The organism is Neptuniibacter caesariensis, from assembly GCF_000153345.1.
In the GTDB taxonomy this organism is placed as follows: domain Bacteria; phylum Pseudomonadota; class Gammaproteobacteria; order Pseudomonadales; family Balneatricaceae; genus Neptuniibacter; species Neptuniibacter caesariensis.
This window is the reverse complement of sequence record NZ_CH724125.1, coordinates 1,002,907-1,026,543: the sequence shown is the minus strand read 5'-3', so window position 1 is coordinate 1,026,543 and position 23,637 is coordinate 1,002,907. Positions and strand designations below refer to the sequence as shown.

General features: G+C 46.2%; 30 protein-coding genes and 1 pseudogene. 20 read left to right on the top strand and 11 right to left on the bottom strand.

Annotated features, from left to right (window positions below; all coding sequences use genetic code 11):
- Window positions 1-11: 11 nt before the first annotated feature.
- From MED92_RS04910 to MED92_RS04895, 4 genes are read right to left on the bottom strand one after another with little or no spacing between them, the layout of a single operon-like run.
- Window positions 12-434 carry a DUF3429 domain-containing protein gene (locus MED92_RS04910; protein ID WP_007020396.1) on the bottom strand — a complete coding sequence of 141 codons (423 nt, stop codon included), beginning with the start codon at window positions 432-434 and terminating at the stop codon, window positions 12-14.
- Complete coding sequence (locus MED92_RS04905; RefSeq protein ID WP_007020395.1) at window positions 431-1,666, bottom strand: SAM-dependent methyltransferase; 1,236 nt, start codon at window positions 1,664-1,666, stop codon at window positions 431-433. The genes MED92_RS04910 and MED92_RS04905 overlap by 4 nt, the downstream gene beginning before the upstream one ends.
- A complete protein-coding gene (locus MED92_RS04900) occupies window positions 1,653-2,465 on the bottom strand; it encodes a DUF1365 domain-containing protein (protein WP_007020394.1) in 813 nt (270 codons plus the stop codon). Before MED92_RS04900 ends, MED92_RS04905 begins: the two co-directional genes overlap by 14 nt.
- Complete coding sequence (locus MED92_RS04895) at window positions 2,458-3,840, bottom strand: NAD(P)/FAD-dependent oxidoreductase (protein ID WP_007020393.1); 1,383 nt, start codon at window positions 3,838-3,840, stop codon at window positions 2,458-2,460. Before MED92_RS04895 ends, MED92_RS04900 begins: the two co-directional genes overlap by 8 nt.
- 157 nt (window positions 3,841-3,997) lie before the next feature.
- On the opposite strand from MED92_RS04895, the gene MED92_RS04890 reads away from it, so the two are divergent.
- The 9 genes from MED92_RS04890 (at window position 3,998) to MED92_RS04850 (ending at window position 11,098) form a co-directional block, all read left to right on the top strand.
- Complete coding sequence (locus MED92_RS04890) at window positions 3,998-4,594, top strand: sigma-70 family RNA polymerase sigma factor (protein ID WP_007020392.1); 597 nt, start codon at window positions 3,998-4,000, stop codon at window positions 4,592-4,594.
- Window positions 4,591-5,277 (top strand): ChrR family anti-sigma-E factor, encoded by a 687-nt coding sequence (locus MED92_RS04885; RefSeq protein ID WP_007020391.1) that lies wholly within the window; start codon window positions 4,591-4,593, stop codon window positions 5,275-5,277. The genes MED92_RS04890 and MED92_RS04885 overlap by 4 nt, the downstream gene beginning before the upstream one ends.
- Before the next feature lie 19 nt (window positions 5,278-5,296).
- The gene (locus MED92_RS04880; protein ID WP_007020390.1) at window positions 5,297-6,262 is read left to right on the top strand and encodes a YbgA family protein; all 966 of its coding nucleotides are present in this window, start codon (window positions 5,297-5,299) and stop codon (window positions 6,260-6,262) included.
- Between the two features lie 36 nt (window positions 6,263-6,298).
- Complete coding sequence (locus MED92_RS04875) at window positions 6,299-7,705, top strand: cryptochrome/photolyase family protein (RefSeq protein ID WP_007020389.1); 1,407 nt, start codon at window positions 6,299-6,301, stop codon at window positions 7,703-7,705.
- Entirely contained in the window at window positions 7,702-7,920 is a 219-nt protein-coding gene (locus MED92_RS04870; RefSeq protein ID WP_007020388.1) for a TIGR02450 family Trp-rich protein, read from the top strand. The genes MED92_RS04875 and MED92_RS04870 overlap by 4 nt, the downstream gene beginning before the upstream one ends.
- 115 nt (window positions 7,921-8,035) lie before the next feature.
- On the top strand, window positions 8,036-8,416 hold the full coding sequence (locus MED92_RS04865) for a MaoP family protein (protein WP_007020387.1): 381 nt from the start codon (window positions 8,036-8,038) through the stop codon (window positions 8,414-8,416).
- 62 nt (window positions 8,417-8,478) lie between these two features.
- Window positions 8,479-9,072: a glutathione peroxidase gene (locus MED92_RS04860; RefSeq protein WP_007020386.1), complete on the top strand. Its 594-nt coding sequence runs from the start codon at window positions 8,479-8,481 to the stop codon at window positions 9,070-9,072.
- Window positions 9,065-10,396, top strand: a complete 1,332-nt coding sequence (locus MED92_RS04855) for an ABC1 kinase family protein (protein WP_007020385.1) — start codon at window positions 9,065-9,067, stop codon at window positions 10,394-10,396. The genes MED92_RS04860 and MED92_RS04855 overlap by 8 nt, the downstream gene beginning before the upstream one ends.
- A gap of 87 nt (window positions 10,397-10,483) precedes the next feature.
- Entirely contained in the window at window positions 10,484-11,098 is a 615-nt protein-coding gene (locus tag MED92_RS04850) for a LysE family translocator (RefSeq protein WP_007020384.1), read from the top strand.
- Here MED92_RS04850 and MED92_RS04845 read toward each other — a convergent pair.
- On the bottom strand, window positions 11,082-11,483 hold the full coding sequence (locus tag MED92_RS04845) for a thiol-disulfide oxidoreductase DCC family protein (RefSeq protein WP_007020383.1): 402 nt from the start codon (window positions 11,481-11,483) through the stop codon (window positions 11,082-11,084). The genes MED92_RS04850 and MED92_RS04845 overlap by 17 nt on opposite strands.
- A 119-nt stretch (window positions 11,484-11,602) precedes the next feature.
- On the opposite strand from MED92_RS04845, the gene MED92_RS04840 reads away from it, so the two are divergent.
- On the top strand, window positions 11,603-12,319 hold the full coding sequence (locus MED92_RS04840) for an SDR family NAD(P)-dependent oxidoreductase (RefSeq protein WP_007020382.1): 717 nt from the start codon (window positions 11,603-11,605) through the stop codon (window positions 12,317-12,319).
- On the opposite strand, the gene folM is transcribed toward MED92_RS04840, so the two are convergent.
- Genes folM through folE form a run of 3 tightly spaced genes read right to left on the bottom strand, consistent with a single transcriptional unit; the run spans window position 12,316 to window position 14,006 of the window.
- On the bottom strand, window positions 12,316-13,023 hold the full coding sequence (folM, locus tag MED92_RS04835) for a dihydromonapterin reductase (RefSeq protein WP_007020381.1): 708 nt from the start codon (window positions 13,021-13,023) through the stop codon (window positions 12,316-12,318). The two genes, MED92_RS04840 and folM, sit on opposite strands and share 4 nt — an antisense overlap.
- An 11-nt stretch (window positions 13,024-13,034) precedes the next feature.
- Entirely contained in the window at window positions 13,035-13,355 is a 321-nt protein-coding gene (locus MED92_RS04830; RefSeq protein ID WP_007020380.1) for a DUF6482 family protein, read from the bottom strand.
- 12 nt (window positions 13,356-13,367) lie between these two features.
- Complete coding sequence (gene folE / locus MED92_RS04825) at window positions 13,368-14,006, bottom strand: GTP cyclohydrolase I FolE (protein ID WP_007020379.1); 639 nt, start codon at window positions 14,004-14,006, stop codon at window positions 13,368-13,370.
- 171 nt (window positions 14,007-14,177) lie between these two features.
- On the opposite strand from folE, the gene MED92_RS04820 reads away from it, so the two are divergent.
- The gene (locus MED92_RS04820; protein ID WP_007020378.1) at window positions 14,178-14,639 is read left to right on the top strand and encodes a DUF3833 family protein; all 462 of its coding nucleotides are present in this window, start codon (window positions 14,178-14,180) and stop codon (window positions 14,637-14,639) included.
- Here the strand turns inward: MED92_RS04820 and MED92_RS04815 are convergent.
- From MED92_RS04815 to MED92_RS04805, 3 genes are read right to left on the bottom strand one after another with little or no spacing between them, the layout of a single operon-like run.
- Window positions 14,623-15,606, bottom strand: a complete 984-nt coding sequence (locus tag MED92_RS04815) for an NAD(P)/FAD-dependent oxidoreductase (RefSeq protein ID WP_007020377.1) — start codon at window positions 15,604-15,606, stop codon at window positions 14,623-14,625. The genes MED92_RS04820 and MED92_RS04815 overlap by 17 nt on opposite strands.
- Before the next feature lie 3 nt (window positions 15,607-15,609).
- Window positions 15,610-15,915 carry a DUF6482 family protein gene (locus tag MED92_RS04810; protein ID WP_007020376.1) on the bottom strand — a complete coding sequence of 102 codons (306 nt, stop codon included), beginning with the start codon at window positions 15,913-15,915 and terminating at the stop codon, window positions 15,610-15,612.
- 59 nt (window positions 15,916-15,974) lie between these two features.
- Window positions 15,975-16,463 carry a hypothetical protein gene (locus tag MED92_RS04805; protein ID WP_007020375.1) on the bottom strand — a complete coding sequence of 163 codons (489 nt, stop codon included), beginning with the start codon at window positions 16,461-16,463 and terminating at the stop codon, window positions 15,975-15,977.
- A 623-nt stretch (window positions 16,464-17,086) separates the two neighbouring features.
- On the opposite strand from MED92_RS04805, the pseudogene MED92_RS19405 reads away from it, so the two are divergent.
- The 9 genes and pseudogenes from MED92_RS19405 to soxZ all read left to right on the top strand — a co-directional run.
- Window positions 17,087-17,350: pseudogene (locus tag MED92_RS19405) on the top strand (methyl-accepting chemotaxis protein); the annotation flags it as partial.
- Window positions 17,351-17,392: 42 nt separating this feature from the next.
- The gene (locus MED92_RS19400) at window positions 17,393-17,770 is read left to right on the top strand and encodes a CZB domain-containing protein (protein WP_238321508.1); all 378 of its coding nucleotides are present in this window, start codon (window positions 17,393-17,395) and stop codon (window positions 17,768-17,770) included.
- Between the two features lies 1 nt (window position 17,771).
- A complete protein-coding gene (locus MED92_RS04795) occupies window positions 17,772-18,332 on the top strand; it encodes an LOG family protein (protein WP_007020373.1) in 561 nt (186 codons plus the stop codon).
- A 135-nt stretch (window positions 18,333-18,467) separates the two neighbouring features.
- Window positions 18,468-19,781 (top strand): sigma-54 interaction domain-containing protein, encoded by a 1,314-nt coding sequence (locus MED92_RS04790; RefSeq protein WP_007020372.1) that lies wholly within the window; start codon window positions 18,468-18,470, stop codon window positions 19,779-19,781.
- A gap of 163 nt (window positions 19,782-19,944) precedes the next feature.
- Window positions 19,945-21,279: a sulfite dehydrogenase gene (gene soxC, locus MED92_RS04785; RefSeq protein ID WP_007020371.1), complete on the top strand. Its 1,335-nt coding sequence runs from the start codon at window positions 19,945-19,947 to the stop codon at window positions 21,277-21,279.
- A complete protein-coding gene (locus MED92_RS04780; protein ID WP_007020370.1) occupies window positions 21,263-22,303 on the top strand; it encodes a c-type cytochrome in 1,041 nt (346 codons plus the stop codon). Before soxC ends, MED92_RS04780 begins: the two co-directional genes overlap by 17 nt.
- A gap of 106 nt (window positions 22,304-22,409) precedes the next feature.
- Window positions 22,410-22,772, top strand: a complete 363-nt coding sequence (gene soxX / locus MED92_RS04775) for a sulfur oxidation c-type cytochrome SoxX (RefSeq protein WP_007020369.1) — start codon at window positions 22,410-22,412, stop codon at window positions 22,770-22,772.
- A gap of 36 nt (window positions 22,773-22,808) precedes the next feature.
- Window positions 22,809-23,267, top strand: a complete 459-nt coding sequence (gene soxY / locus MED92_RS04770; protein ID WP_007020368.1) for a thiosulfate oxidation carrier protein SoxY — start codon at window positions 22,809-22,811, stop codon at window positions 23,265-23,267.
- Window positions 23,268-23,297: 30 nt separating this feature from the next.
- Entirely contained in the window at window positions 23,298-23,615 is a 318-nt protein-coding gene (soxZ, locus tag MED92_RS04765) for a thiosulfate oxidation carrier complex protein SoxZ (protein WP_007020366.1), read from the top strand.
- Window positions 23,616-23,637: the final 22 nt, after the last annotated feature.

Here is a 23,637-nt window from a genome sequence, read left to right as displayed (position 1 = left end):
AGTGTTACCCATCACTCAATGAATATTCCGCTTAGTAATAAACTGGTAGCAGCAGTTAAGCTTAAGTGAGTTCTTAATCTGAAGAAGGATTCAGGATATATGTCTAGCAGATAGTGTCGTTCATATAACCACAGCGCTACAAATGAAAAGGCAGCGATGATCAATTGACCTTGAGGGTTACATACTAACCAAAGCCAGGCCCAAAGCATGGCACCAATAGAAACCCAGCTGCAATGCCTTGGAGTTGACCCGTTTAATGAAAACGCCCAGAGAATTCCACCAAGAAAAGAAAAAATCAAAGCAGCATAACTGATCAGCCAGTCTTGCCAAGAATCATCAATCAGGATCAGGTAGAGCGAGAAGCCAACAAAGGGTATCAGTCCTGAATAGCCAAATACCCGATGTTGAGTGGTAATGTGCCTTAAGTTATTCAACTGTATTGCTCATCTTTATGAGCCAGTACGTATAGGCCGACATCAATAGAGCCGTGTTCAAAACCACCTTCACAGTAAGCAAGATAGTAACGCCACAGGCGGTAAAAAGTTTCATCAAAACCTTGTGGCCGAATCTGATCCCAGGAGTTTTCAAAATCCCGATACCATTCACGCAATGTACGGGCGTAATCTTTACCGAAGAGCTGGTGTTTTTTCAGCGTGAAACCATGTTCCTCGATCTTATCTTTAAGGATAGAGACGCTAGGTAACATACCTCCAGGGAATACATAGCGTTGAATGAAGTCGGCCTGATTACGGTAGCTTTCAAAGCGCTCATCTTCGATAGTGATGACCTGTAAAACGGCATTGCCACCAGGTTTAAGCACCTTTTTTAGGGTTTCAAAGTAAGTATCCCAATGGGCTTCTCCTACTGCTTCGAACATTTCAATAGACACAACCCCGTCATATTGATGGTTCAGATCACGGTAATCGGTAAGGCTTAGATGAACTCGGTCGTCCATCTTTGCGTCTTTAACTTTGTTCTGTGCCCAGCTCAACTGTTCTTTAGAGAGAGTGATGCCATGAACCTTGAGGTTATGCTCGGTGCTGGCTTTCAGGGCAAAGCCCCCCCAGCCGCAACCAATCTCTACAACATGATGATCATCTTCTGCTTCGAGTAATTCCAGAATACGAGCGTATTTGTTTTGTTGAGCAAGATGGAGTGGTTCGTCTTCCGACTGATACAAAGCCGATGAATAAGTCATACTTTGATCGAGCCAATGTTTATAGAAATCGTTACCCAGGTCGTAATGGGCCGCGATATTTTTTCGACTGCCTTTACGGGTGTTATCTCTGCGACGGTGGTAGAGATTGTGTAAGGTGCGGGTAACGATACTTGCCTTTGAAAAATCACCGAGTTGTTCTTCATAGGCTAGAGCCCATTTGACTAACTGGGTCAGATCTCTGCACTCCCACTCGCCAGCCAGATAGCTTTCAGACCATCCGTTAATCCCCCCAAGGTACAGGCGCACTAGGGGTTTAAAATTATTCAACTTAACATCTGCATGGGGAGAACCCGATCCAAGTGAACATTGGTAGCCACTGGGGAGGGTCAGCTGTAATGTGCCGCATGAGTTATCAAGTTGTGCCTCAAGACGATTAAGCAACTTTTGTTCAAACCAGGTGGGTTGCTTGATGCGGGTAATGGCTGTTGTCTGTTCACAAGCTTTCATAATGCGATACTCCGTGCTCGTCTTTCCAGCTGATACTTTGCTGGATGCCTTTTTGGCGAGGCTGAATTTTTAGTTTTTTGCGCCACAATCTGAATGCTTCCCAATGAATAGCGGTCATGACTTTCAAGGTCATTAATGGATAGCGCAAAAAAGCTTTAAACAATGTACGGTCATTCAGCTCAGTCCGATCACCGGTAAATGTTGCATGCAAGATTGGCTGGCGTTTTCTATCGTTATCGCTCAATTCTGTCTGACGAATACAGACAGCTACTTTGCTTTTTGGAGGGTTAATACGAAATTGATAACGGGTATCCATCGGCATAAATGGGCTGACATACATGGTTTTGTCACATCCATGCCGCACTAGCTTCTCCTTGCCAGATGTTTGTAGAAGATAGGTGTGTCGAGAGCCAAAAGTATTACTAACTTCATATAGGATAACCTTAAGGTTATCTTGCTGGTCATAGCAGAAGTAGACACTCAGTGGATTGAAGGTATAGCCAAGAATCCGTGGATAACAGAGAAGTTGAATCTTGTGGGTTGCTTCAGGGTAGCCTCTGTCACAGAGGCGTTGTTTTATCTCAGATAGGAGATGACCTTTTCCGGAACCGTGATCTTTCTCATGAAACGAGAACAGATTGAAGCGGTTAACCGAAAAGAGCTTTAATCGGTCTAGGTTTTCAAGTTCGCTAAGGTTCACATTCAGCGAAAATACACGGTAAATGAACCGATGCACACTGGGGCGAAAACGATGATGCATCACATGCCCTTCGAAAAGGCAGGAGTCCAGTTTAGCCATGGGCCTGTTCCTTATCAATGGCAGTTTCCCAGGACGCGGGTTCTCGTACATGGATACGCCCATTGGGTTCAGCTACATCCCAGGGTCTGGGAATGCCACCGAGTTGTTCCGCGACAGCTAACCCCGACTGCAGACCATCTTCATGGAAGCCATAACCAAAATAGGCACCGCAGAACCAGGTGTTTTGTTGTCCCTGCAGTGACCATAGCTCTTTTTGAGCCTGCAGCGCGTTACGGCCGAATTCAGGATGGTCATAAAAAAAGCTGCGAATAATTTTGCCTTGTTCAGGTTCCCTGAGCGGATTAAGTGAAACAAACACCGGAGTTTCGGTGTTTAGTGGCTGTAGTTGGTTCATCCAATAGGTGACCGCCACTTCTTGAGATTGATCTCTTTTTCCCTCTGACAGATAGTTCCAGCTGGACCAAACAGCTTTGCGTTTTGGCATCAAGCTATCATCTAAATGAAGGTACGCTTTGTTCCGCTGATAAGGAAATTGCTCCAGCAAGCGGGACTCATCTTCAGTGGGCGACTCCAGAAGTGAGAGCGCCTGATCAGAATGGCAAGCAAGAACAACCTCATCGTATTGTTCCCGTTGTCCATGATGGTCTTCGATATAAACCTTGCCATTGTGACGCAAAATTTTGTGGATGCGGCTGTTGAGTTTAACTTTACCTTCAATTTCTGTAGCGATTTTTTCGACGTAACGTTTACTGCCACCAATGACGGTGCGCCATTGTGGGCGATCAGAGATCTGTACTAAGCCATGATTTCGACAAAAACGCATGAAACTACTCGCTGGGTAGTTGAGCATTTTCTCGACAGGGGTAGACCAGATCGCTGCACCCATTGGGAGAAGGTGATCATAAATGAAGCTTTTGCCATAGCCTAATTCGCTTAGCAGGTCGCCTAATGAGATGTGATCGAGATCTTGTCGTTGGTTAATTGCTTCGGAATGCTTATAAAAATGCAGAAGCTCGCGAATCATATTCCAAAAGCTTGGTTTTAGGAGATTGGATTTTTGCGCAAGTAAACCACTCAGCCCAGTGCCTGAGTACTCTAACTGACCCCGATTAATCGATACTGCAAAAGACATATCCGTATCGCAGGTGTCCACATCCAACGTATTGAATAATTCAACAAGGTTAGGATAGTTCACTGGATTAAAGACGATAAATCCGGTATCTACGTCTATCAGCTTTTCTTCAAGCTCAAATTGCACTGTATTGGAGTGCCCCCCCAGGCGATCGTCCTTCTCATAGAGGGTTACATCGTGGGCTTTGTTAAGTAGCCAGGCACAGCTTAGGCCTGAAATACCTGATCCCACCACAGCAATTTTTTTCGGTCTTAACGCCGCAATATTCATTGGTTCGTCCATAATGTCATCGTGGCTTATATAAATACTAGTGCAAAGCCACTGAGTTAAACTCTATGCTTTAACCACTGATACGCAAAGGTTTTTCAAAAAGATCATTTTTTTATAAGAAAATCACTTTGTTGTGATCCACATAAACCTGAATAACGTAAGGGATGCTATGGAAAACAAAACCCCGGGTGAAGATGTGGAAAATATAATCGCAATGCCCACTAAACAGGCAGATCCAAATTGGAGCGATATGCTTGCTGAATTGGCTGAGACGAAAAGCAAGACGATCTATGTCCAGCTGTTCAGGCATTTTGCGCCGAAGATTAAGTCATACATTATCCGACTTGGTTTGGTTGAATCCACCGCGGATGAACTGATGCAGGAAACGATGCTTGCCGTCTGGCGCAAAGCCCATATGTACAACCGCACCAAAGCCGCTGCGAGTACCTGGATATTTACTCTGGCCAGAAACCAAAGTATCGATTGGATGCGTAAGCAAAAATACCCAGAATATGGTTTGGAAGAGTGGCATGAAGAACCTGACGATGAAGTTGATCATTGCGAGCAGGTTGTCACATCTGACCGGATGGCTAAGGCGTTGGGAAAGCTACCTGAAAAACAATCGCAGGTTTTGTATATGTCATATTTCGAAGGTCGTTCTCATGCTGAGATTTCTGACCGGCTGGGGATTCCTTTGGGGAGTGTGAAGTCTCGTATACGTTTGGCTTCAGAGAAATTGAGAATGTTATGGAGGGATGATGTATGAACATTAAACATCACCTGGATGAAGCTACACTGGTTAGCTATTCGGCGGGATCTATGTCTCAGTCTATGGCGCTGGTGGTGGCTTGCCATATTTCAATGTGCCCTTCGTGTCGCAATCGTGTGCAGGAATCAGAAGCAATTGGGGGCATGCTCCTCGAAAGTCTGACTCCGGAATCGATCAGTGATGATGCGCTTGATCAGGTTTTGGCTTGCATCGATAACGAGCCAGATATTGAGCTAGAAGCGATGGTTGAAGAAACCAATTTCAGCCAATCTTTTAAGCACGAGTCGATTGATTCAGATGTTCCTAAGCCTTTGGCCGACTATATCGGTGGTTCACTGGATAAAGTGGATTGGAAGATGATCGTACCGGGTGTGTACTGTCACGACCTTCCTTGCAAAAGCGAACGGGGTGGAGTTTCAAGATTACTCAAGATTTCCCCGGGCAAAGCAATGCTGCCGCATAGTCATGACGGAAATGAGTTAACTCTGATTCTACGTGGTTCATTTTCTGATGAGATGGGACGCTTTACCGCCGGTGATATCGCGGATTTAGACAGTGAAATTGAGCATCAGCCGCTGGTAGACAGCGACGAAGATTGCATCTGCCTGATTGCTACTGATGCACCGCTCAAGTTCAGTACACTGCTTGGAAAAATTGTTCAGCCCATTACTGGTTTCTAAAAGGTTAAGGAGAACAGCTATGTCTGAGATGATGGATAAACCAAGTATCCCTGTGGGCATTAGTGCATGTCTGCTTGGCCACAAAGTGCGCTACGACGGTGGGCACAAACGTTCTAAGTATTGTTTGAACGTATTGAGTGACTGTTTTGATTTTGTGCCACTGTGTCCCGAAGTATCTATTGGTTTAACGACGCCTCGAGAACCTATTCGGTTGGTAGGTTCAGCTGAGTCTCCCCGGGTAGTCGGTGTTAAGGATCCGAGCTTTGATGTGACAGACAAACTCACCGCCTATGCGGATGAGGTAACCGCCAGTCATGATCAGCTTTGCGGTTATGTCCTGATGAAAGGGTCTCCAAGTTGCGGAATGGAAAGGGTTAAAGTCTACCATGAGAATGGCTTGCCTAATGAAGCAGGGCGAGGGGCTTATGCCGCTCAACTCATGAAAAATAACCCTGCGCTACCGGTCGAAGAGGAGGGGCGCTTGAATGATCCAGTCCTTCGCGAGAACTTCATAACCCGGGTATTTGCCTACTACAGTTGGAAACAGGAAGTATTAACTAATCCATCTTTGCATGAAGTTATTCAGTTCCACAGCCGACACAAGTATCAGGTCATGGCGCATAACTATGAAGCCTATAAGCAGATAGGCAAATACTTAGCTGAGGAGGCTGCGTCTCTTCCGCTGGAAGACGTACTCGATAGTTATATATTACAGCTAATGACAGCTCTCACTAAAAGAGCAAACAGAAGAACTCATACCAATGCGCTTATGCATATTATGGGGTATCTCAAACGCGATATTGATTCGGAAACCAAACAAGATCTCCTGGAAGCAATAGATGAATACCGGACTGAAAAAGTCAATTTAGTGGTTCCGCTAGCCCTGTTAAAGCACTACTTAAAACGTCATGGTAGCGATTACATCAGATCCCAGGCTTATTTGAACCCTTATCCCCATGAACTGGGTTTAAGGAACTATATTTAGGGGGCGACTGTCCCTGTTGTAAGGATTTATTGTTGTATGAAGCTGGTCTGGTTTCGTAACGATCTTCGGACGGGAGACCATCACGCCCTCTATCAGGCTTGTATGGATAATACTGGTGAGGGCGTTCTTGGGGTGGCAATTATCACCCCTGTGCAATGGAAAATTCAGGATGAGTCTAAATCGCGTGTGCAGTTCTGGCGGGCGAATCTGGAAAGCCTCAGTTGCGATCTTCAATCTTTGAATATCCCGTTACTTATCTTAAGGGTACCTTCAAATCGAGAAATACCCGCATTGCTGGTCGAGTTGGCTAAGCGATACCAAGTCAGCGGTGTGTATTTTAACCGCGAATATCCACTCTACGAGCAACAAAGAGATAATGCTGTTATATCCGCTATGGCAGAGATCTCAGTTCCCTGCTTAAGTTTTGATAGTGACGTTGTGCTGCCTGCTGGCACTGTATTAAATCAACAGGGATTGCCTTTTAAGGTATTCACTCCATTCAGTAAACGATGGCGTCAGCAGTATCTAACGAGCAACCCGCAGCCTCTGCCTGTTCCGCCAGTGCAAGCTAAGCTTGATATTAGTACTGATTCGGTTCCCAAAGAGATCTGCTACCCAATTACCGTTGGTGCTGACTGGTCATCCGAACGATGGCCTGCTGGAACAGAAGCTGCCCACAAGCTCCTGCAGCATTACGTGTTAGAAAAGGTAGCTGATTATAAGCAGTCGCGTGATTTTCCAGCCGAACCCGGTACATCGTCTTTATCTCCCTATCTTAGCGTTGGGGTCCTTTCTACCCGGCAATGTCTGGCAGCTATGCAAGCCTATTTTGATCAGCCTGAATGGTTCGATAGTCAGTGGGTCACGGAACTTATATGGCGAGAGTTCTATCGTCATCTATTAGTGCTGTTTCCTGAGATGAACCGCTGGGAGCCTTTCAAACCAGAAGTAGAGGAGAAGCTTAGCTGGCAATATGATGAATCCCTGTTCCAGGCATGGTGTAAGGGTGAAACAGGTTTTGCCATTGTTGATGCCGGTATGAAAGAGCTATTAGAGACTGGATGGATGCATAACAGGGTTAGGATGATCACGGCTTCTTTCCTGACCAAGCTGTTGCGTCAGGATTGGCGCTTAGGTGCGCGTTTTTTTATGCAGCATTTAATCGATGGTGATTTCGCTTCTAATTTGGGAGGTTGGCAGTGGAGTGCATCCGTGGGTGCTGATGCTGCGCCTTATTTCCGAATCTTCAACCCAATGCGCCAGGCTGAGCGTTTTGATGCCAAAGGGAGATACGTAGGTCAATATGTGCCTTCCCTTCAAGGCCTAACGTCTGTGCAGCAACATGATCCTATGTTTGCCGCTTCCTATAGTCGCCCGACTCCGATCATTGACTATGCTTACGAACGTCAATATAGCCTTGATGCATATAAAGCCAAATCATGAATCAAATAAACCCCAGAAAGTTACTCCTTTCCAAGTGGACCGCAGTTCAGCCGGTTAAAAAGCGCAAACATTTCCTGGTTACAGATCTGATTGTTGATGATCTGAATGATGAGGTTATTGGCTGTATTCTGGAAGCGGTAATTGATAAGGAGTCCTTTGAAATCCAGTGGCAGGATCTTAAGAACAGGTCTGTTTGGTTACAGGGTTGGAAATGAAGTTGTTTTTACTGATTAGATTGTCTTAAAACCGAAATAATTCGCCTTTAGCATCCCTTGTAAATGCTGTTGTTCGAAAAGTGAGCAGATTACAGGATGAAATCAGGAGGTGAAAATGGCGGGTTTAAATAGCGATCTTTCATTCCAAAGCGAACGGAATTTTCGGGATCAGAACAACTTTCCCTACGGTTTTGCCCGTAGCGGAGAATTCACCATTCAGCAGGCGCAACTGATAGAAAAACATGGTTGTGCGTACCAAGCTTTAGCATCAGGTGATAGAGAGCCTGCAAATCCAGATGAGGAGGCGTTCCTCGAATATTGCTTAGGTCGTAAAGAAGCCGAGACCCTCCATGAGCGCACCTGGAAGCGCTATCTGGATAAGGTCAATCGATCAACTGCGTTTTACTCATTAGCCAGAACAAAGTCCCCTTTTGAAGATAATCTGCATTCACTTCCTGAGGACGAATTGCTAATGGGTGAAGGTGTAGAAGCTTGATCAATTAAATAATCCAGTTCATCGAGCCCTGCGTAGAAGCTAAAAAAACTAGGGTAATAGGGATGAACTGGATCAACTCTTCGATGCTAATTATGGCATTCGCTGCCGCTTTGTTATTGAGTAAGCCGCTGCACGCCGATGCTACTAGTCCCTCAAGCGTAAGTAGCAGCTGCCCTGATACACTGAATTATAGTTTCAGGCGTTTAGGTGAGGATAAATTAGAAAACCTGTGTGATACCTACAAAGGTAAACTCATATTAGTGGTGAACACCGCCAGTAAGTGTGCCTTCACACCTCAATATGATGGCCTTGAAAGTCTCTACCGTCAGTACAAGGCTAAAGGGCTGGTGGTGTTGGGATTTCCTTCCAATGATTTTGCCGGACAAGAACCCGGTACAGAGAAAGAGATTCTTAGCTTCTGTCGGCTCACCTACAGTGTTGAATTCCCCATGTTTGAGAAGATTCATGCAGCTCAGGGCAAAGCAGATCCTTTCTTCGTAACCTTGGCTGATAGTACCGGCGAATATCCCGGTTGGAATTTCCACAAATACTTAATCGCGCCAGATGGTAAAGTTATTCGTAGCTTTAGGAGTTTTGTAAAGCCCACCGATCCCGAACTTGTCAGAATAATAGAAGAGAATTTACCTCATGGATGAGTATGACAATCCTGATATCAAGGCGATAGCTGTCCCTAAATCTCGCCTGTCACGTTTAAGTAAATTGGGAGGCTTAGCCGGTAGGGTCGCTGGCAATATGCTGGTTGATGGCAGTAAAGAGTGGGTGATGGGAAGAAAACCTTCAATGAAGGATCTGCTCATTAGCGAGAAAAACCTCAGGCACCTCGCCGATAAACTGGCCACTATGAGAGGCGCCGCGATGAAAGCTGGGCAACTGCTTTCCATGGATGCAGGAAGCCTGGTGCCGGAAGAGCTGGCGATTATCCTCGATCGTTTGCGTAATGATGCGGTCATTATGCCTAGCGTACAGCTTATTGAGGTGCTCGAAAGAAACTGGGGTGAAGAGTGGGCCGACCATTTTCAGCGATTCAGTTTTAGTCCGGTCGCGGCTGCGTCCATCGGGCAGGTTCACCGTGCTCTATCTCAAGATCACCGTGAGATGGCGATAAAAATACAGTACCCCGGTGTAAAAGAGAGTATTGATAGTGATCTGGATAATGTATTCGGCTTATTGAAAATGAGTGGCCTGATTCCAAAGGAACTGGATATTACGCCGCTTGTCGATGAAGCGCGTATTCAACTTAAGCTGGAAGCAGATTATCTACAGGAAGGCCGCTTCATCGAGCAATATAGCCAGAATATGTCTCAGTTTAAGCGTCGCGATGAATTGCTGTTACCCGATTACCATCGTGATCTCTCCACTGAAGAGATTCTCTGCATGAGCTTCCTGAAAGGGCAGCCTCTGGAAAAACTCGTCTATGCGTCTGACGATGAAAGAGATCGGGTGATGACCCTGATGCTCGAGCTTTTCTTTGCCGAGTTTCTTAAGTTTCATTGTGTGCAAACCGACCCTAATTTGGCGAACTTTCTCTACAATATTGATAGCAAACAGCTGGTGTTGCTGGATTTCGGTGCAACAAGGCAGTTTTCTTCGGAATTTGTGACCGATTATTATGCTGCCCTGGCTGCTGTGAATGAGGATAGGCAACAACTGTCTGATGCACTGCAACGTTTAGGCTTCTTTCATACGGAAACTGAGCAAAGTAACCTTGAAGTCATACTGGATATCTTCATTTTAGCGACAGAGCCAATGCGTTATGTGGGGAAATATGACTTCTCAGCTTCTGACCTGGCCCAGCGAATTCGTGATAAGGGGATGTCGATTAGCAGCAAACCCGATGCATGGCACACGCCTCCTCCGGATGTGCTCTTCCTTCATCGTAAGATGGCGGGTTTATACCTGATTGCGACAAAGTTGAAAGCCAGGGTGGATGTCGCACAGGTCATTAAGCAATATATGTGATTAAGCCTGGTGCGCTTTAATATTTGCTTTACTCTCAGAGCTTATAGAAAATCATACGCTTCACTCAGGCTATTCAGAGCAGCATAGATGATTACCTTAGAGTTCCTTATTACTGCACTTGTCGTTGTGCTTATTCCTGGTACAGGCGTTATCTACACGGTTTCATGCGGTTTGTTCTTAGGCGCGCGTGCAGCTGTTGCGGCAGCCATCGGTTGTACTGTTGGTATTGTACCTGCCCTGGTTGCAACCATTCTTGGACTTGCGGTTATCTTCCATACCAGCGCAGTCGCGTTTCAGGTGGTGAAGTATGCCGGTGTCGCCTATTTGCTATATATGGCCTGGTGTATGTGGCGCTCAAGCCAAAGCCTTAGTATTCAGGAAGGTGAAAATCAGGGACTTGTATCGACGGCGATCAGAGGGTTTCTACTTAACATCTTAAACCCTAAGCTATCGATCTTTTTTCTGGCCTTTATTCCACAGTTTGTCCCAGCTCAGGCCCCAGAACCTACACTGAATATGCTCGTACTGGGTGGGGTGTTTATGCTGATGACCTTTATCGTTTTTGTTATCTATGGATTTTTGGCGCATAGCGTGCGAACTTATCTGGCAAATTCAGAAAGGGTATCTAAGTATATCCAGCGCGTTTTTTCCGGAAGTTTTGCACTGTTGGGATTGAAACTGGCGCTCACTGATCGTCAGTAGTGATTGGTTTTCTTTTAGCCGTTATGCTGCATTGTTGTTTTTGAAATCTCCAACGGGCAAACCGTTTGTAGGCGAAGCGCAACAAGGGTAATACCCGGCAGGCAACTACTAGTTTGGCCAGGGTCCGGAAGTAGGGCAGTTCCTGCCAAATGAGGATGAAGGCATCGACGCCTTTAAGGATTTCTCCTTTCTGATTGATGCCATGTAACTCCTCCATCGCGCTAAGATAAGAGATATTGTGCTCTGATAATAAGCCTTCCTCGACACTGATATCACTCCATATGATCCGCGTTTTTTTATCGAGCTTTTGGTAAAAATTAATCTCGTGTCGGCACAGTGAGCAGCTGCCGTCATAAAACAGAATGGGTTTACTTTTTAAACGCATGATTAAGCTCTTAGCACTGATCTCTTAAAAGGTTACTTCTATTTTTACGCTAACCGTCATTGATCGGTTCATAAGCAAACTACGTACTATTAAAACAACTAAATATCGAGAAGGTCTAAATGAACGTAGTCGTTGTAGGTGGAAACGGGGGCATTGGATCAGCTTTGGTGAATGTATTAGCCGCGGACCCCAAGATCAACAAACTTTTCTCTTTTTCTCGTTGCCAGGGAGCAGCCAAAACCACCTGTGACAAAGTCATCTACGGTTTTGTCGATCTGGAGCGAGAATCTAGTATTCAGCAGATGGGAAACAGTCTGGAAGGTGAAGAGTTAGACCTTGTGATTGTTGCCTCCGGATTACTCCATGATCAGGATCTAAAGCCAGAGAAAAGTCTAAGGGCTTTGCAAATGGCTAACATGCAACGCCTGTTTATGATTAACAGTATTGCCCCCGCGCTTATTGCCCAGCAGCTCATTCCCAAATTGAGAAAACGGGGTCGTACGGTCTTTGCGGTCATTTCGGCCCGGGTAGGCAGTATCAGTGATAACAGGTTGGGGGGCTGGTATAGCTACCGGGCAAGCAAAGCTGCCTTGAATATGTTGCTTAAAACGACGGCTATCGAAGTGAATCGAACCCATCCCGATGCGATTATCTGCGGCCTTCATCCAGGTACAGTCGATACAAGCTTATCCTCTCCTTTTCAGAAAAATGTCCCGGAGAATAAATTGTTTTCTCCACAGCAATCGGCTGGATACTTACTCGACGTGATCTCTAAATTAGAGAGCGATGATTCTGGAAAAGTGTTTGCCTGGGATGGAGATGAGATCCCTGCTTAACGCAGCGGCCTTCCTCCATCCAATGACAGGGTGCGTCCGGTCATATATTGGCTGCGCATCAGATACTCAACCGCGTCGACCATCTCTTGCTCACCAGGGGTGATTTTCAGCAAGGATTTATCCAATGCTTTGCTTCTGTAGGCCTCGTCATCATGGGGGTTAAACATAATCAAGGAAGGCGCAATCGAATTGACTTTTACCTTAGGTGCCAGTGACGCCGCAAAAGACAGGGTCAGATTGGAAAGTGCTGCTTTACTGGCGGCATAGGCGATATGTTTGCTGCTACCCTTTTCAGAGACATAATCAGTGATATGGATAATATCCGAGCCTTCTTCGCTATTCTCAAGAAGATCAGCTAGAGCCAGATTAATCTGATAGGGAACGCCCGCATGGATTTGCATCATTCTGGAGAAGATCTCCGTAGGTGCCTGATCGGAGGATTCGGGGAGCCAGTCGGACGCATTATGAATGACTGCACGAAGAGATGAATATTCTTGTCGGATGGCGGTAATCAATTCATCGATAGACTTCTGTTGGTAGAAGTCGACGGCAAAAAGTTGAGCCCCTTTTAATTCACTCAATTGAGGGTGGGCTGTTCGATAGGTGCCTAACACCGGATAGCCCTTTTTCAGGAAGTGTTTAGCTAAAGCAAAACCAATTCGTTTGCCAACGCCGGTGATTAAAATAGGTGCCTGATTTACCATCGTGTATATGCCTAATGCTGTGTACTTTCTATCTGTTTCCAGAAAAGGTCGACTGCTATAGCATCTGAAAACAGTGCTTCAGGCTGACCAATCATCTCATCGTAAGCGCTGTTATCACGTATTAACTGATAACGAATAACACTCATTGTTTCGAACAGCTCTTTTATTTGTAGAAGGTTGTGAAAACGGCAAGGGTAATCTCCGTCATACAAGAGCTTCTGCGCGTTATCGCTGCTGATAGAAACCTGATAGAGCATCCAGTCCAAAGAATGGATCTGGATAAGCTCTATTGGCTGCAGATCGCTGAGGTCAGCTATTTGAAGCTTGTGCATCGCGATAAGTCACTAGGTCAGAAATTCGGCTCTGGTACGAGGATTAGACTTAAAAATTCCGCCCAGGGCTGTGGTCTCGGTTTGCGAATTAACGTCCATAACCCCGCGTGATTTAACGCAGTAATGAGTCGCGTTAATGGAAACTGCGACGTTGTCTGTTTCCAAAAGCGTTTGCAGGGCAATAAGGATTTGTTTAGTAAGCCGCTCTTGTACTTGCGGGCGCTGACTAAAAAATCGGACTAAGCGATTGATCTTTGAAAGGCCGATAATTTTTTTGCTAGGTATGTACGCCACTTTCGCTGTGCCATCAATAGTAACGAAATGGTGTTCGCAAGAGCTGACAACGCTAATGTCACGGACTTTAACCATCTCTTCGACATCCATTTTATTGTCTATCATTGCGATGGTTGGGAAGTTCTCGTAATCAAGCCCAGAGAAAAGCTCATAGACGTACATCTTAGCGACACGATGAGGTGTTTCAGTCAGGCTATCATCCTCTAAATTAAGGCCCAGTGTGCTAACAACCTCGGTCATGAGTCCTTTGATTCGTTCATAACGTTGTTCTTGAGACATACCATTATCAACGAGCGGTGTTTCCAGCCCTTTCTCGATCAACTGATCGCGGACTGCAGCGGCTTCTGCAGAAATCATTGTATTTATCCTTCAGCTCCAATTCCTTTAGTTTACGCAATGATTACAACTTTGGATTAAAAGCGCAGAAAAAAGTAATAATAAAGGGAGTGATGCTATTCAGGGTGTGATCTGTGGGCAGACTTAGTGCGTAAGAGGAGGTATCTGAACTAAACAGCAAAAATTAGCTTTATGACCAAAGAAAACTTCGATCTTCTTACCTATTTCACTGGAACAAAAAGAGCCTATGGTCTTTTCCAGGACCGTTTCGGTACGGTCAGGCGCCGTTTTACCGTTGATATAGTAGGTTCTGTGCAGTCGGGGCAGCTCCGACTTGAAGAAAGTTTTCTATACGACGATGGCGAGACCGATAAACGCATCTGGTTAATTAATTCGCAGGGTGGTAATCGCTTTATTGGTAGGGCTGATGATGTTATCGATCATGCAACGGGTAAAGTGACAGGTAGCACCTTGCACTGGCAATACCGAATGAATCTCAAAGTTGGTAATCGAACGATTAAAGTGGATTTCGATGACTGGATGTTTATGATGCCCGATCAAATATTGATTAACCGGGCAGAGATCAAAAAATTTGGTCTGTTATTAGGCACTGTTTTTATCAGTTTCAGCCCCATTCCTACTGAAGATCCTTGATCAATTGATCTGCCAGAAGGTTGGCACTTCTCCAGGCACCTGAAGAACCCTCACCTTGTAACCAATCACCTGCAGCCCCCAAGCGTTGAGCTGCATCCCAAAGGAAGCCTTCATCTATGCTCGCATTTCTTGAATAAAGCCAACGATGGCATCGATATGAGATGACCTCGGCGTCGATATTCAGTAGATCAAACAGGGACGATTTCAGGCAATCAAAGACAGCTTCAGAATCCCTGTCCTTATTCGCGGTGCTCCATGACGTGTTTGCTTCAATAAACCAAACTTCAGATCTGTCTGAACCTGAGCGACCGGGTTTTGCAGAATCCTTAATGCATCGGCTAAAAACTGGGTGCTCACCTGTAATGAGTTCCGCTGTTGATGTATGTGCATTGGTCTGCAGGACTGCGACCCAATTTATTGTGGGTTCAATCTCTGAAGCTCGCTTGGCAAACCGGGGAACCGCTTCTAAAAGGGGGGCTGCTTGTGGCGCAGGTGTTGCTACTATCGCCGCATCAAAGCTACCCAAACCTTTACCCTGTTCATCTCGAAGAATGATCTGTTCTTCGCCATCTTTTTTTTCCGGCCAAATGTATCCCACTCTGCATTGAGATATAAACGAACTTCCCTCCATGAGGGCGCGAGTCAGAGCGCTCTGCCGGGGTTCAATGACATAAACTGAAGGCTTTGTAAGCGCTTTGTTCGAAAAGCTTATGTGTTTGGGTTGCCATAGCCTGGCTGTAGGTTGGGTGGCAAGCCAGGTTTGGAATTCCGGATCGGCTATATCGAAAAAGGGAGCACCTAAGTCGGCACTCGTGTCGTTGAGCCGCGCGCTAGACAATCGGCCGCCGGTGCCTCTGCTTTTGTCGTATATCGAAACCAAAAAACCAGCTTCAGTCAGCCGGTTTGAAAGAACGGAGCCTGCAAGGCCTGCTCCGATGATAGCGATGTGGGGTGTCTTTTCTTTCATTGACTAAAACTTTAACGGGATAGATTGTTGGTTGTAAGAAACAAACTCACCTGCACAAGCTTCATCGTGGGGGATGACCTGAACCAAGTGGGCACTGTGAATACCCGCTTCTCGGCAGAGGTCATAAGCCTGAGATATATTTTTAAAAGACAGTACAATACCTTGATCAGATTTGAGGAGTGCTTTCTTAGAGTGGTTGTGATCTTCGTAGTTCAACTCGATCACTAGAGGGCTACAACCTGACTCGACAAAATTAACTTGCGAGATTTGCTGGTGTTGAGCCAGATCCTTAAATTCTTGTAAGTTCATACCGCCTCCGATGTATAGGTGAGCTTAGATGCCTATACGTCGGAGTGGGGGGAGATAGATCAGATCAGATCAGGAAAAGGAAAATCGTCACACATAACCCGTGGATGTTTGGTGACTTCAATTGCATGTTGAATATTCGATCCCTCGCGCATCGCATTGATGAGCAAGGTTAGTACGAATGTAATGGAGTAATACTCCACATGTGCGGTTAGAAACGGTAAGTTAATATCGTCATGAGCCTGCTTACTCAAACGCGCGGCTAGCTGAGCTGCTTCGCTATCATCAAAGCCTTCATCCATTGTGTGGATCAGCTCATAAATCTCATTAGGTAACTGCTCGTAAAGGTAGTTATCGATTTTTAGAATAATTTTAACAAGCACCGCATGTTCTTTCACTTCACTAAGGAAGGGCAGGCTGACCTTTTCATTAAGCCGCTCAGCAATCGCTATATTTTCTTCTCGAGTGAGTAAGGTCCTGGCTGATCGCTTGGCAAAGAAATCTTTTACCAGAGAGCTGTACTCGTCTTTTGAAAATACAATCTGAGACATTCGGAATCCTTACAGAAGAAAAACATAATACCCAGATTCTAGGCCACTTTTATCCGACTGAATAGAGGGGGCTTGGACTAGAGCCCCATATTAGTGCTGGCGAATATTAACTTGGGTCAAGGGAATGCAATCGAATTGTAAAATAATAGTGAAACATTCGTTTTAAATGGATAGTATCCGAGCATTCAAAAATGGAAGTGTCAGAGGTTGTAGCCATGTTTTTCTCTAGGAAGTTGAAGCTGCAGATTGTCGATCTTGGGTCAGAACTAGACAAGTTGCGTGAGCAGAATCAACAGTTAGTTGTTGAAAATCAGGAATTGACGCGTCGTTGCTATGAGGCAGAAAGCCAGCAGGGGCAAGCTCAGGACCAGGATCAGCAAAAAATTTGTGCTGCCTGGGTTCAGGGCGGTCAGTTGGTTTCACAAGTTAGAGATACGATCTCTTCTGCGGCATCCAATCTGGATTCTGAAAAGAAAAGCCTCCAAGACTCTATGTCCATTTTTGATGAAACACGTCTCGCGGTTGAAGACATCCTGGAAAGAGTGAGCGTGATTCAAAACCGCGCACAGGATGGTAACCAGCAGGTTAAAGGCCTGTTGGGAGTAACAGAGCAGATTGAAAAGTTTGTTGGCGTGATTCGTGATATCTCTGATCAGACCAACCTTCTGGCCCTGAATGCTGCCATTGAAGCTGCTCGTGCAGGCGAATCTGGACGTGGCTTTGCGGTGGTTGCGGATGAAGTTCGAAATCTTGCGCGCAAAGCCAGTGAAGCCAGCGATGAAATTGCAAATCTGGTAGGGCAGATCAGTACCCAAACCACTATTGCTTCAGATGACATCGGCCAGGTTGATATGCTGAGTACTGAGGTCGTGGCCTCTGCAGAGCAGATTAAAGCGGGTGTTCGCGAAGTGGTTGGCTTATCCGACCGTATGAATGAAGTCATAGGTAACAGTGCTGCCGATACCTTTATTGAAACGGTTAAGCTTGACCACGTTAACTGGAAAAATTCCGTCTATGAAGGGATTGTTTCTGGCAATTTAGATGCACTGAGTTCGCTTGCTGATCACACCTCTTGCCGCTTAGGTAACTGGTACTTTATGGGAGATGGCCGCGAAAAATATAGTCATCTACCGAGCTTTGCTAGTTTGGATGCGCCTCACGAGCGGGTGCATAGCGAGGGCCTTGCGGCTGTTCAGAGTGCAAAGGCTGGAGATCTTTCTGGTGCTGCCGCGCATCTTTCAGAAATGGAGCGTGCGAGCCTGGAAGTGGCAGCGATTCTCGATCGACTCAACGCTGAATTTAAATAAGATGCAATCTATCTGCGTCTTTTGTGGATCAAAACCGGGCAATAGCCCGGTTTTTGCTGAGCAAGCCAGAAAAGTGGGTGAAGCCTTAGCCGAGCAGGAGCTAACCCTAATATATGGTGGTGCGACCTCTGGGCTGATGGGTGAAGTAGCCGATGCGGCTTTATTAGCAGGTGGCCGGGTTATCGGTGTGATGCCTTCTCAACTGGAAGCGAAAGAGCGGATACATGAAGGTCTTTCTGAACTCATTCAGGTAGATGATATGGCCAGCCGCAAGCAGAAGATGTTAGAAATCAGTGAGGGTTTTATCGCGCTACCGGGTGGAACGGGCACTCTTGATGAGATCTTTGAGATGATTACTTTGTCGCAAATCGGCCAGCATCATAAGCCTTGTGGCTTCCTGAATAGTACCGGCTTTTACCAGCCCTTAATTACATTTCTTAAGCAGATGCGGGATCAGGGGTTTCTCCATCCTGACTATTTTGCAATGCTCCAGGTTAATGATGATCCCATTCAGCTTCTGGATCAGATGCGCAGTTTTCAGCATCCCCATACTTTCTCATAACAGATACTTTTAAGCAGACTCTTTATATAAGAAAGTGTTTTATTAGTTTTGTTGAATTCTATTGGTAAGTATGCAAACTTCAGTGTGACAGTTCTGGCATAGGGTCAGAATAAGGTGTCATAGTGTGAGGTTGCAGTGGCCGGTACTTCCATTTCTCAAACTGAGCTTTCTTCGATCCTTAATGCGTTTACGCAACCGGCGGCGGTGTTGTCTGATGATTACAAAATTGTCGCAACGAATGCTGCATATCAGGAACACCATTCAGCGCTTGAATCCCCCACGGGTAAACACTGCTATCAGGTCTCGCATGGTTACGACAAACCCTGTGATCAGGCAGGAGAATCCTGCCCCTTACAAAAGTGTCAGTCGACGGGGCTCAGGCAGCGTGTACTTCATCTTCATAATACATGCCACGGTCAGGAGCATGTCGATGTAGAGATGCTACCACTAAAGCGTGATCGTAATGATCGGCAATACTATCTGGAAATAATGCATCTGGTAAAAATTGCCCAAGCTCGCCCCGGCGGAGAAGGCCTGGTCGGAAGTTCGAAGTTATTTAACCAAATGCTGGGACTAATACAGCGCGCAGCCCCGAGTGAAATCTCAGTCCTCTTGTTGGGTGAATCCGGTAGCGGCAAGGAGCTGGTGGCGAAAGCTCTGCATAATGCCAGCGCCCGCGTTAATCAGCCATTTGTGACAGTAGAGTGTTCCGGGTTAAGTGAAACCCTTTTTGAGAGTGAGATGTTTGGTCATGAGAAGGGGGCATTCACAGGTGCTATCAACAAAAAGGAAGGGCTGGTTTCTGCGGCGATGGGGGGAACCCTTTTTCTAGATGAGGTCGGCGATATACCTAAACCGCTTCAGGTAAAACTGCTGCGATTGATCGAAACAGGTACCTACAGGACGGTGGGGGGCATTGATCTTAAGCACGCGAATTTCAGACTTGTTTGTGCAACTCATCGGAATTTGAAAGCGATGGTTGAAGCGGGCGAGTTCCGTCAGGATCTTTATTACCGTATCAGCAGCTTTCCAATAGAACTGCCCTCACTAAGGGAGCGAGCCGATGATATTCCATTACTTGTTGAAGTGCTTTTGCAACGGATCAGCCCTGAGAAGCAGATCAAACTCTCAAGTGCTGCACAGAACAAATTAATTGCCTATACCTTTCCGGGCAATATCCGAGAGTTACGGAACATTCTGGAACGGGCTGTTTTATTGGCGGACGATCAACAGATTGATGTTGAGCATCTGCCTGCTGAACTGAGTGCCAGCCATCAGGAGTTGGAAGTCTGTGATTCAGAATCACTAGCGCCAATTATTCCCCTAAGTGAATTGGATAAGGTTTATTTACGTAAGGTTTCGCAACAGTTTAAGGGGAGTAATCGTGAACTGGCGGATCAGTTAGGGGTAAGTGAAAGAACCCTTTATAGAAAGTTGCAAACAATTTAACCGCAAATCTCGCATGGATAAGTTAAGAGGTTTCTACATAAGTAGAACTTAAATTAGCTGTATACGATGGTCGAATTCTTGTATATTCAGAGTTAGCATATAGTTATTACTAAAAATAATATAAAGAAAAAAATACACTTTGGTACGCCAGGTGGAGGCACGAATGTCCAAGATCATCAAAGGTCCAAGCACGCGTGAATTAATGGCGCAGATGGTTCAGGAATCTGAACATCTGTCTATTAATGATCGACGTGATTTTTTGCGTAAAGGGGTTGCAGCTGCTGCCGGTATGGCTGCTACCACAATCGCAGGCAGTTCTATTGCGAGTGAAGTCAATAAAGCCAACCTTCCGCCAAATGAGCCTGCTTGGGGTAAGCAGCTTGGTCACGGCGTGGTTGAGCATCCTTATGGATCACCGTCGAAGTTTGAGAATCATGTTGTTCGCCGGACAGTGCCATGGCTTACTGCGGATTCAATCGCATCTATTTCTATGACGCCCCTGCAGGACCTGAAAGGTATTATTACCCCTAATGGCTTGGTGTTTGAGCGTTATCATGGTGGTGTGCCACAGATCCCGGTAGAAGAGCACCGCTTGATCATTCACGGTCTGGTCGAACGCCCGATTATCTTCACGATGGAAGACCTGATGCGCTTCCCATCGGTTTCCGAGATTAAGTTTATTGAATGTCCTGCAAATGGCGGTATGGAGTGGAAAGGGGCGCAGATGGAAGCGCTTCAGTTTACCCACGGCATGCTGAGTTGCTGCGAATGGACCGGCGTACCATTAAAAGTGTTGCTGGAAGAAGCGGGTGTTAAGCCAGAAGGCAAATGGATTCTGGCTGAGGGTGCTGATGGTTCGCACATGAGTCGCTCGATCCCAATTGAAAAAGCACTTGAAGATACTCTGGTTGTTTACGCGCAAAACGGTGAAATGCTTCGCCCAGAACAGGGCTATCCTCTGCGTCTTCTGAACCCAGGTTGGGAAGGTAATACCTCTATCAAATGGCTGCGTCGACTGGAAGTCGGGGATAAGCCTTGGTATCACCGCGAAGAGACCTCTAAGTACACCGACCTGATGCCAGATGGTCGTGCGCGTAAGTTTACATTTGTTCAGGAAACTAACTCTGTCATCACTAGCCCGTGCCCTGAAAAGCCAATGGTTAAACCTGGTTTTGTTGAGATTGAAGGTCTTGCCTGGTCAGGTCGCGGAAAAATTAAGCAGGTGGATATCTCCTTCGATGGTGGTGTGACCTGGGTACCCGCAAAACTGAAAGGTTTGGTATTGGATAAAGCGCTGACACGTTTCAGCCTGGTAACTAAGTGGGATGGACAGCCGTGGTTGCTGCAGTCGCGTTCAATTGATGAAACCGGCTACGTACAACCTACGTTGAGCCAGCTGCGCAAAGTACGCGGCGGAAACTCGATTTACCACAAAAACTCTATCCACACCTGGAAAGTGGCACCTACTGGGGAGGTTACCAATGTTCAAATCACTTGATAATAAATTGAAAAAATCCCTGATGGCATTGGGCTTAGGCGCTGCTATTGCTGCTTCGGGTCTAGCGAATGCCGGTCAATTCAATATCGGTACAACGGCAACCCCTGAAGAGATTGCTGGTTGGGATATCGATATTCGACCGGATGGAATGGGGCTTCCTGAAGGACAAGGCACCGTTGAAGCGGGCGAGGAACAGTACGAAGCTTTGTGCGCTACTTGCCATGGTTTGTTTGGTGAAGGTGAAGGCCGCTGGCCGGTATTGGCAGGTGGTCAGGATACTCTGACTGAAGAGCGCCCGACTAAGACTGTGGGTTCTTACTGGCCTTATGCTTCAACGCTGTATGATTACATCCGTCGTGCAATGCCATTTACCGCACCTCGCTCACTTTCTGATCAGCAAGTGTATGATATTACTGCATATGTTCTGTATTTAAATGAAATTGTTGATGAAGATTTTGTTCTGACAAAGGATAATCTGGCAACGATTGAAATGCCGAATCAGGATAACTTTTTTGTCGATCCTCGACCTGATGTGAAGAATACTCGCTGCATGAAGAACTGTGCCGATCCGAAAAAACTTCAGATTGCTGGTACATTACGTGGTATCACACCGGTAGGGCACTTTGTTGAAGGTGCTGATGCGCCAGCTGCTTCTCATGATGCGCAGATGGAGCAGGAACATAATAAAGAGAAAGTGCGTAAGGCCAGCTTGAAAGGTGAAGAGGTGACTTCTTCAAATGGTGGCGGGGCAAGTGCACTATCTGAATCTGCAACGGCAGGTCAGTCTACTTATGATGGTGCTTGTAAAGTGTGCCACGGATCAGGCTTAACCGGATCGCCGAAAATTGGTGATATCGATGCCTGGGCCGGACGTATTAAACAGGGCATGCCGGTGCTGGTTGAGCACGCTATCAAAGGCTTTACTGGTGATACCGGTGTTATGCCACCTAAAGGTGGCAGGGTAGACCTTAGTGATAAGCAGGTTGAAGATGCTGTCGCTTACATGGTTGAATCTAGTCGGTAAAGATTATTAGGATATAAGGCTTGGTTATAAATCAGGCCTTTCGCCCGTTTGGGCATTTCATAACAATAAAAATACTGTCGTCAGACAGAACTCCGGAGGAGAAACAATGCGTAAGCTGACCACCTCTCTGTGTGCAGCTGGTCTTCTGGCAATGTTTACATCAGCACCCGCTGTTGCAGACAACCATGCAGATCAGATCGCACTGGGTAAAGCAGTTTATATGGGTAAGTCCCGAGGAAACTGTATTTCCTGTCATGCCATCGATGATCCCGATGCAAACCTGGCAGGTAATCAGGGGCCTCCGACTATCGCTATGAAAACGCGTTATCCCGACAAGCGCAAGCTACGTGCCCAGATCTGGGACGCGAGTAAAAACAATCCGCTGACAATCATGCCGCCGCTGGGTAAGCACTGGATTTTGTCAGAAGAAGAAATTGACGCTGTTGTAGAGTATATCTACCAGTTCTGATCTCCCCCACAGGGTGAAAGCAAGAGGAAACATAGAATGAGCATGAATCGTCGATCCGTAGTTAAAGCGATCGCAACAGGTGGTGCCCTGATCGGTGCCAGTGTCCTGATGCCTCGTATTGCCATGGCTGCATGGACAACTAAAGCATTTGAAGCGGAAGATCAGGCTACTGCAATGAACGAACTTCTGGGTGGTACTCCGGAAGAGAGCGCAGAGGTAACCCTGAAAGCACCTGATATCGCAGAGAATGGTGCAGTGGTTCCTGTAACCGTTCGTTCCAGCCTGGCTGATATCGAATCAATGAGTATCTTTGTAAAAGATAACCCAACACCTCTGGTTGCGGAATTTATGATTCCAGCCGGTACCAAAGCTGATGTGTCCACTCGTTTGCGTATGGGTAAAACTTCACAGGTAACTGCAGTGGTTAAAGCTGGCGGTAAGCTGTATAGCGCTTCTAAGGAAGTTAAAGTAACTATCGGTGGTTGCGGCGGTTAATCCCAGGCCCATAGACAGAGGTAATGAATCATGGCTAAAGGTATTGTAAAAGTTAAAGCTAAAGCGTCTGGCGACAAAACCAAAGTGAAACTGATGGCTAAGCACATCATGGAAACGGGTCAGCGCAAAGATAAAAAATCCGGTGAACTGATCCCTGCAAAATTCCTGCAGGAACTGAAAGTAATGCACGCTGGCAAAGAGGTATTTGCTGCAAACATGGGTACGGCTATCTCTAAAAATCCGTATTTCGCATTTACTTTCGCAGGTGGAGCGAAAGGTGATGAGCTGACCATGACCTGGGTAGAGAACTCTGGTGCGACTGCAACTGAGACTGCCAAAATTAAATAACAGGGAACCGGAGACCCGGGGC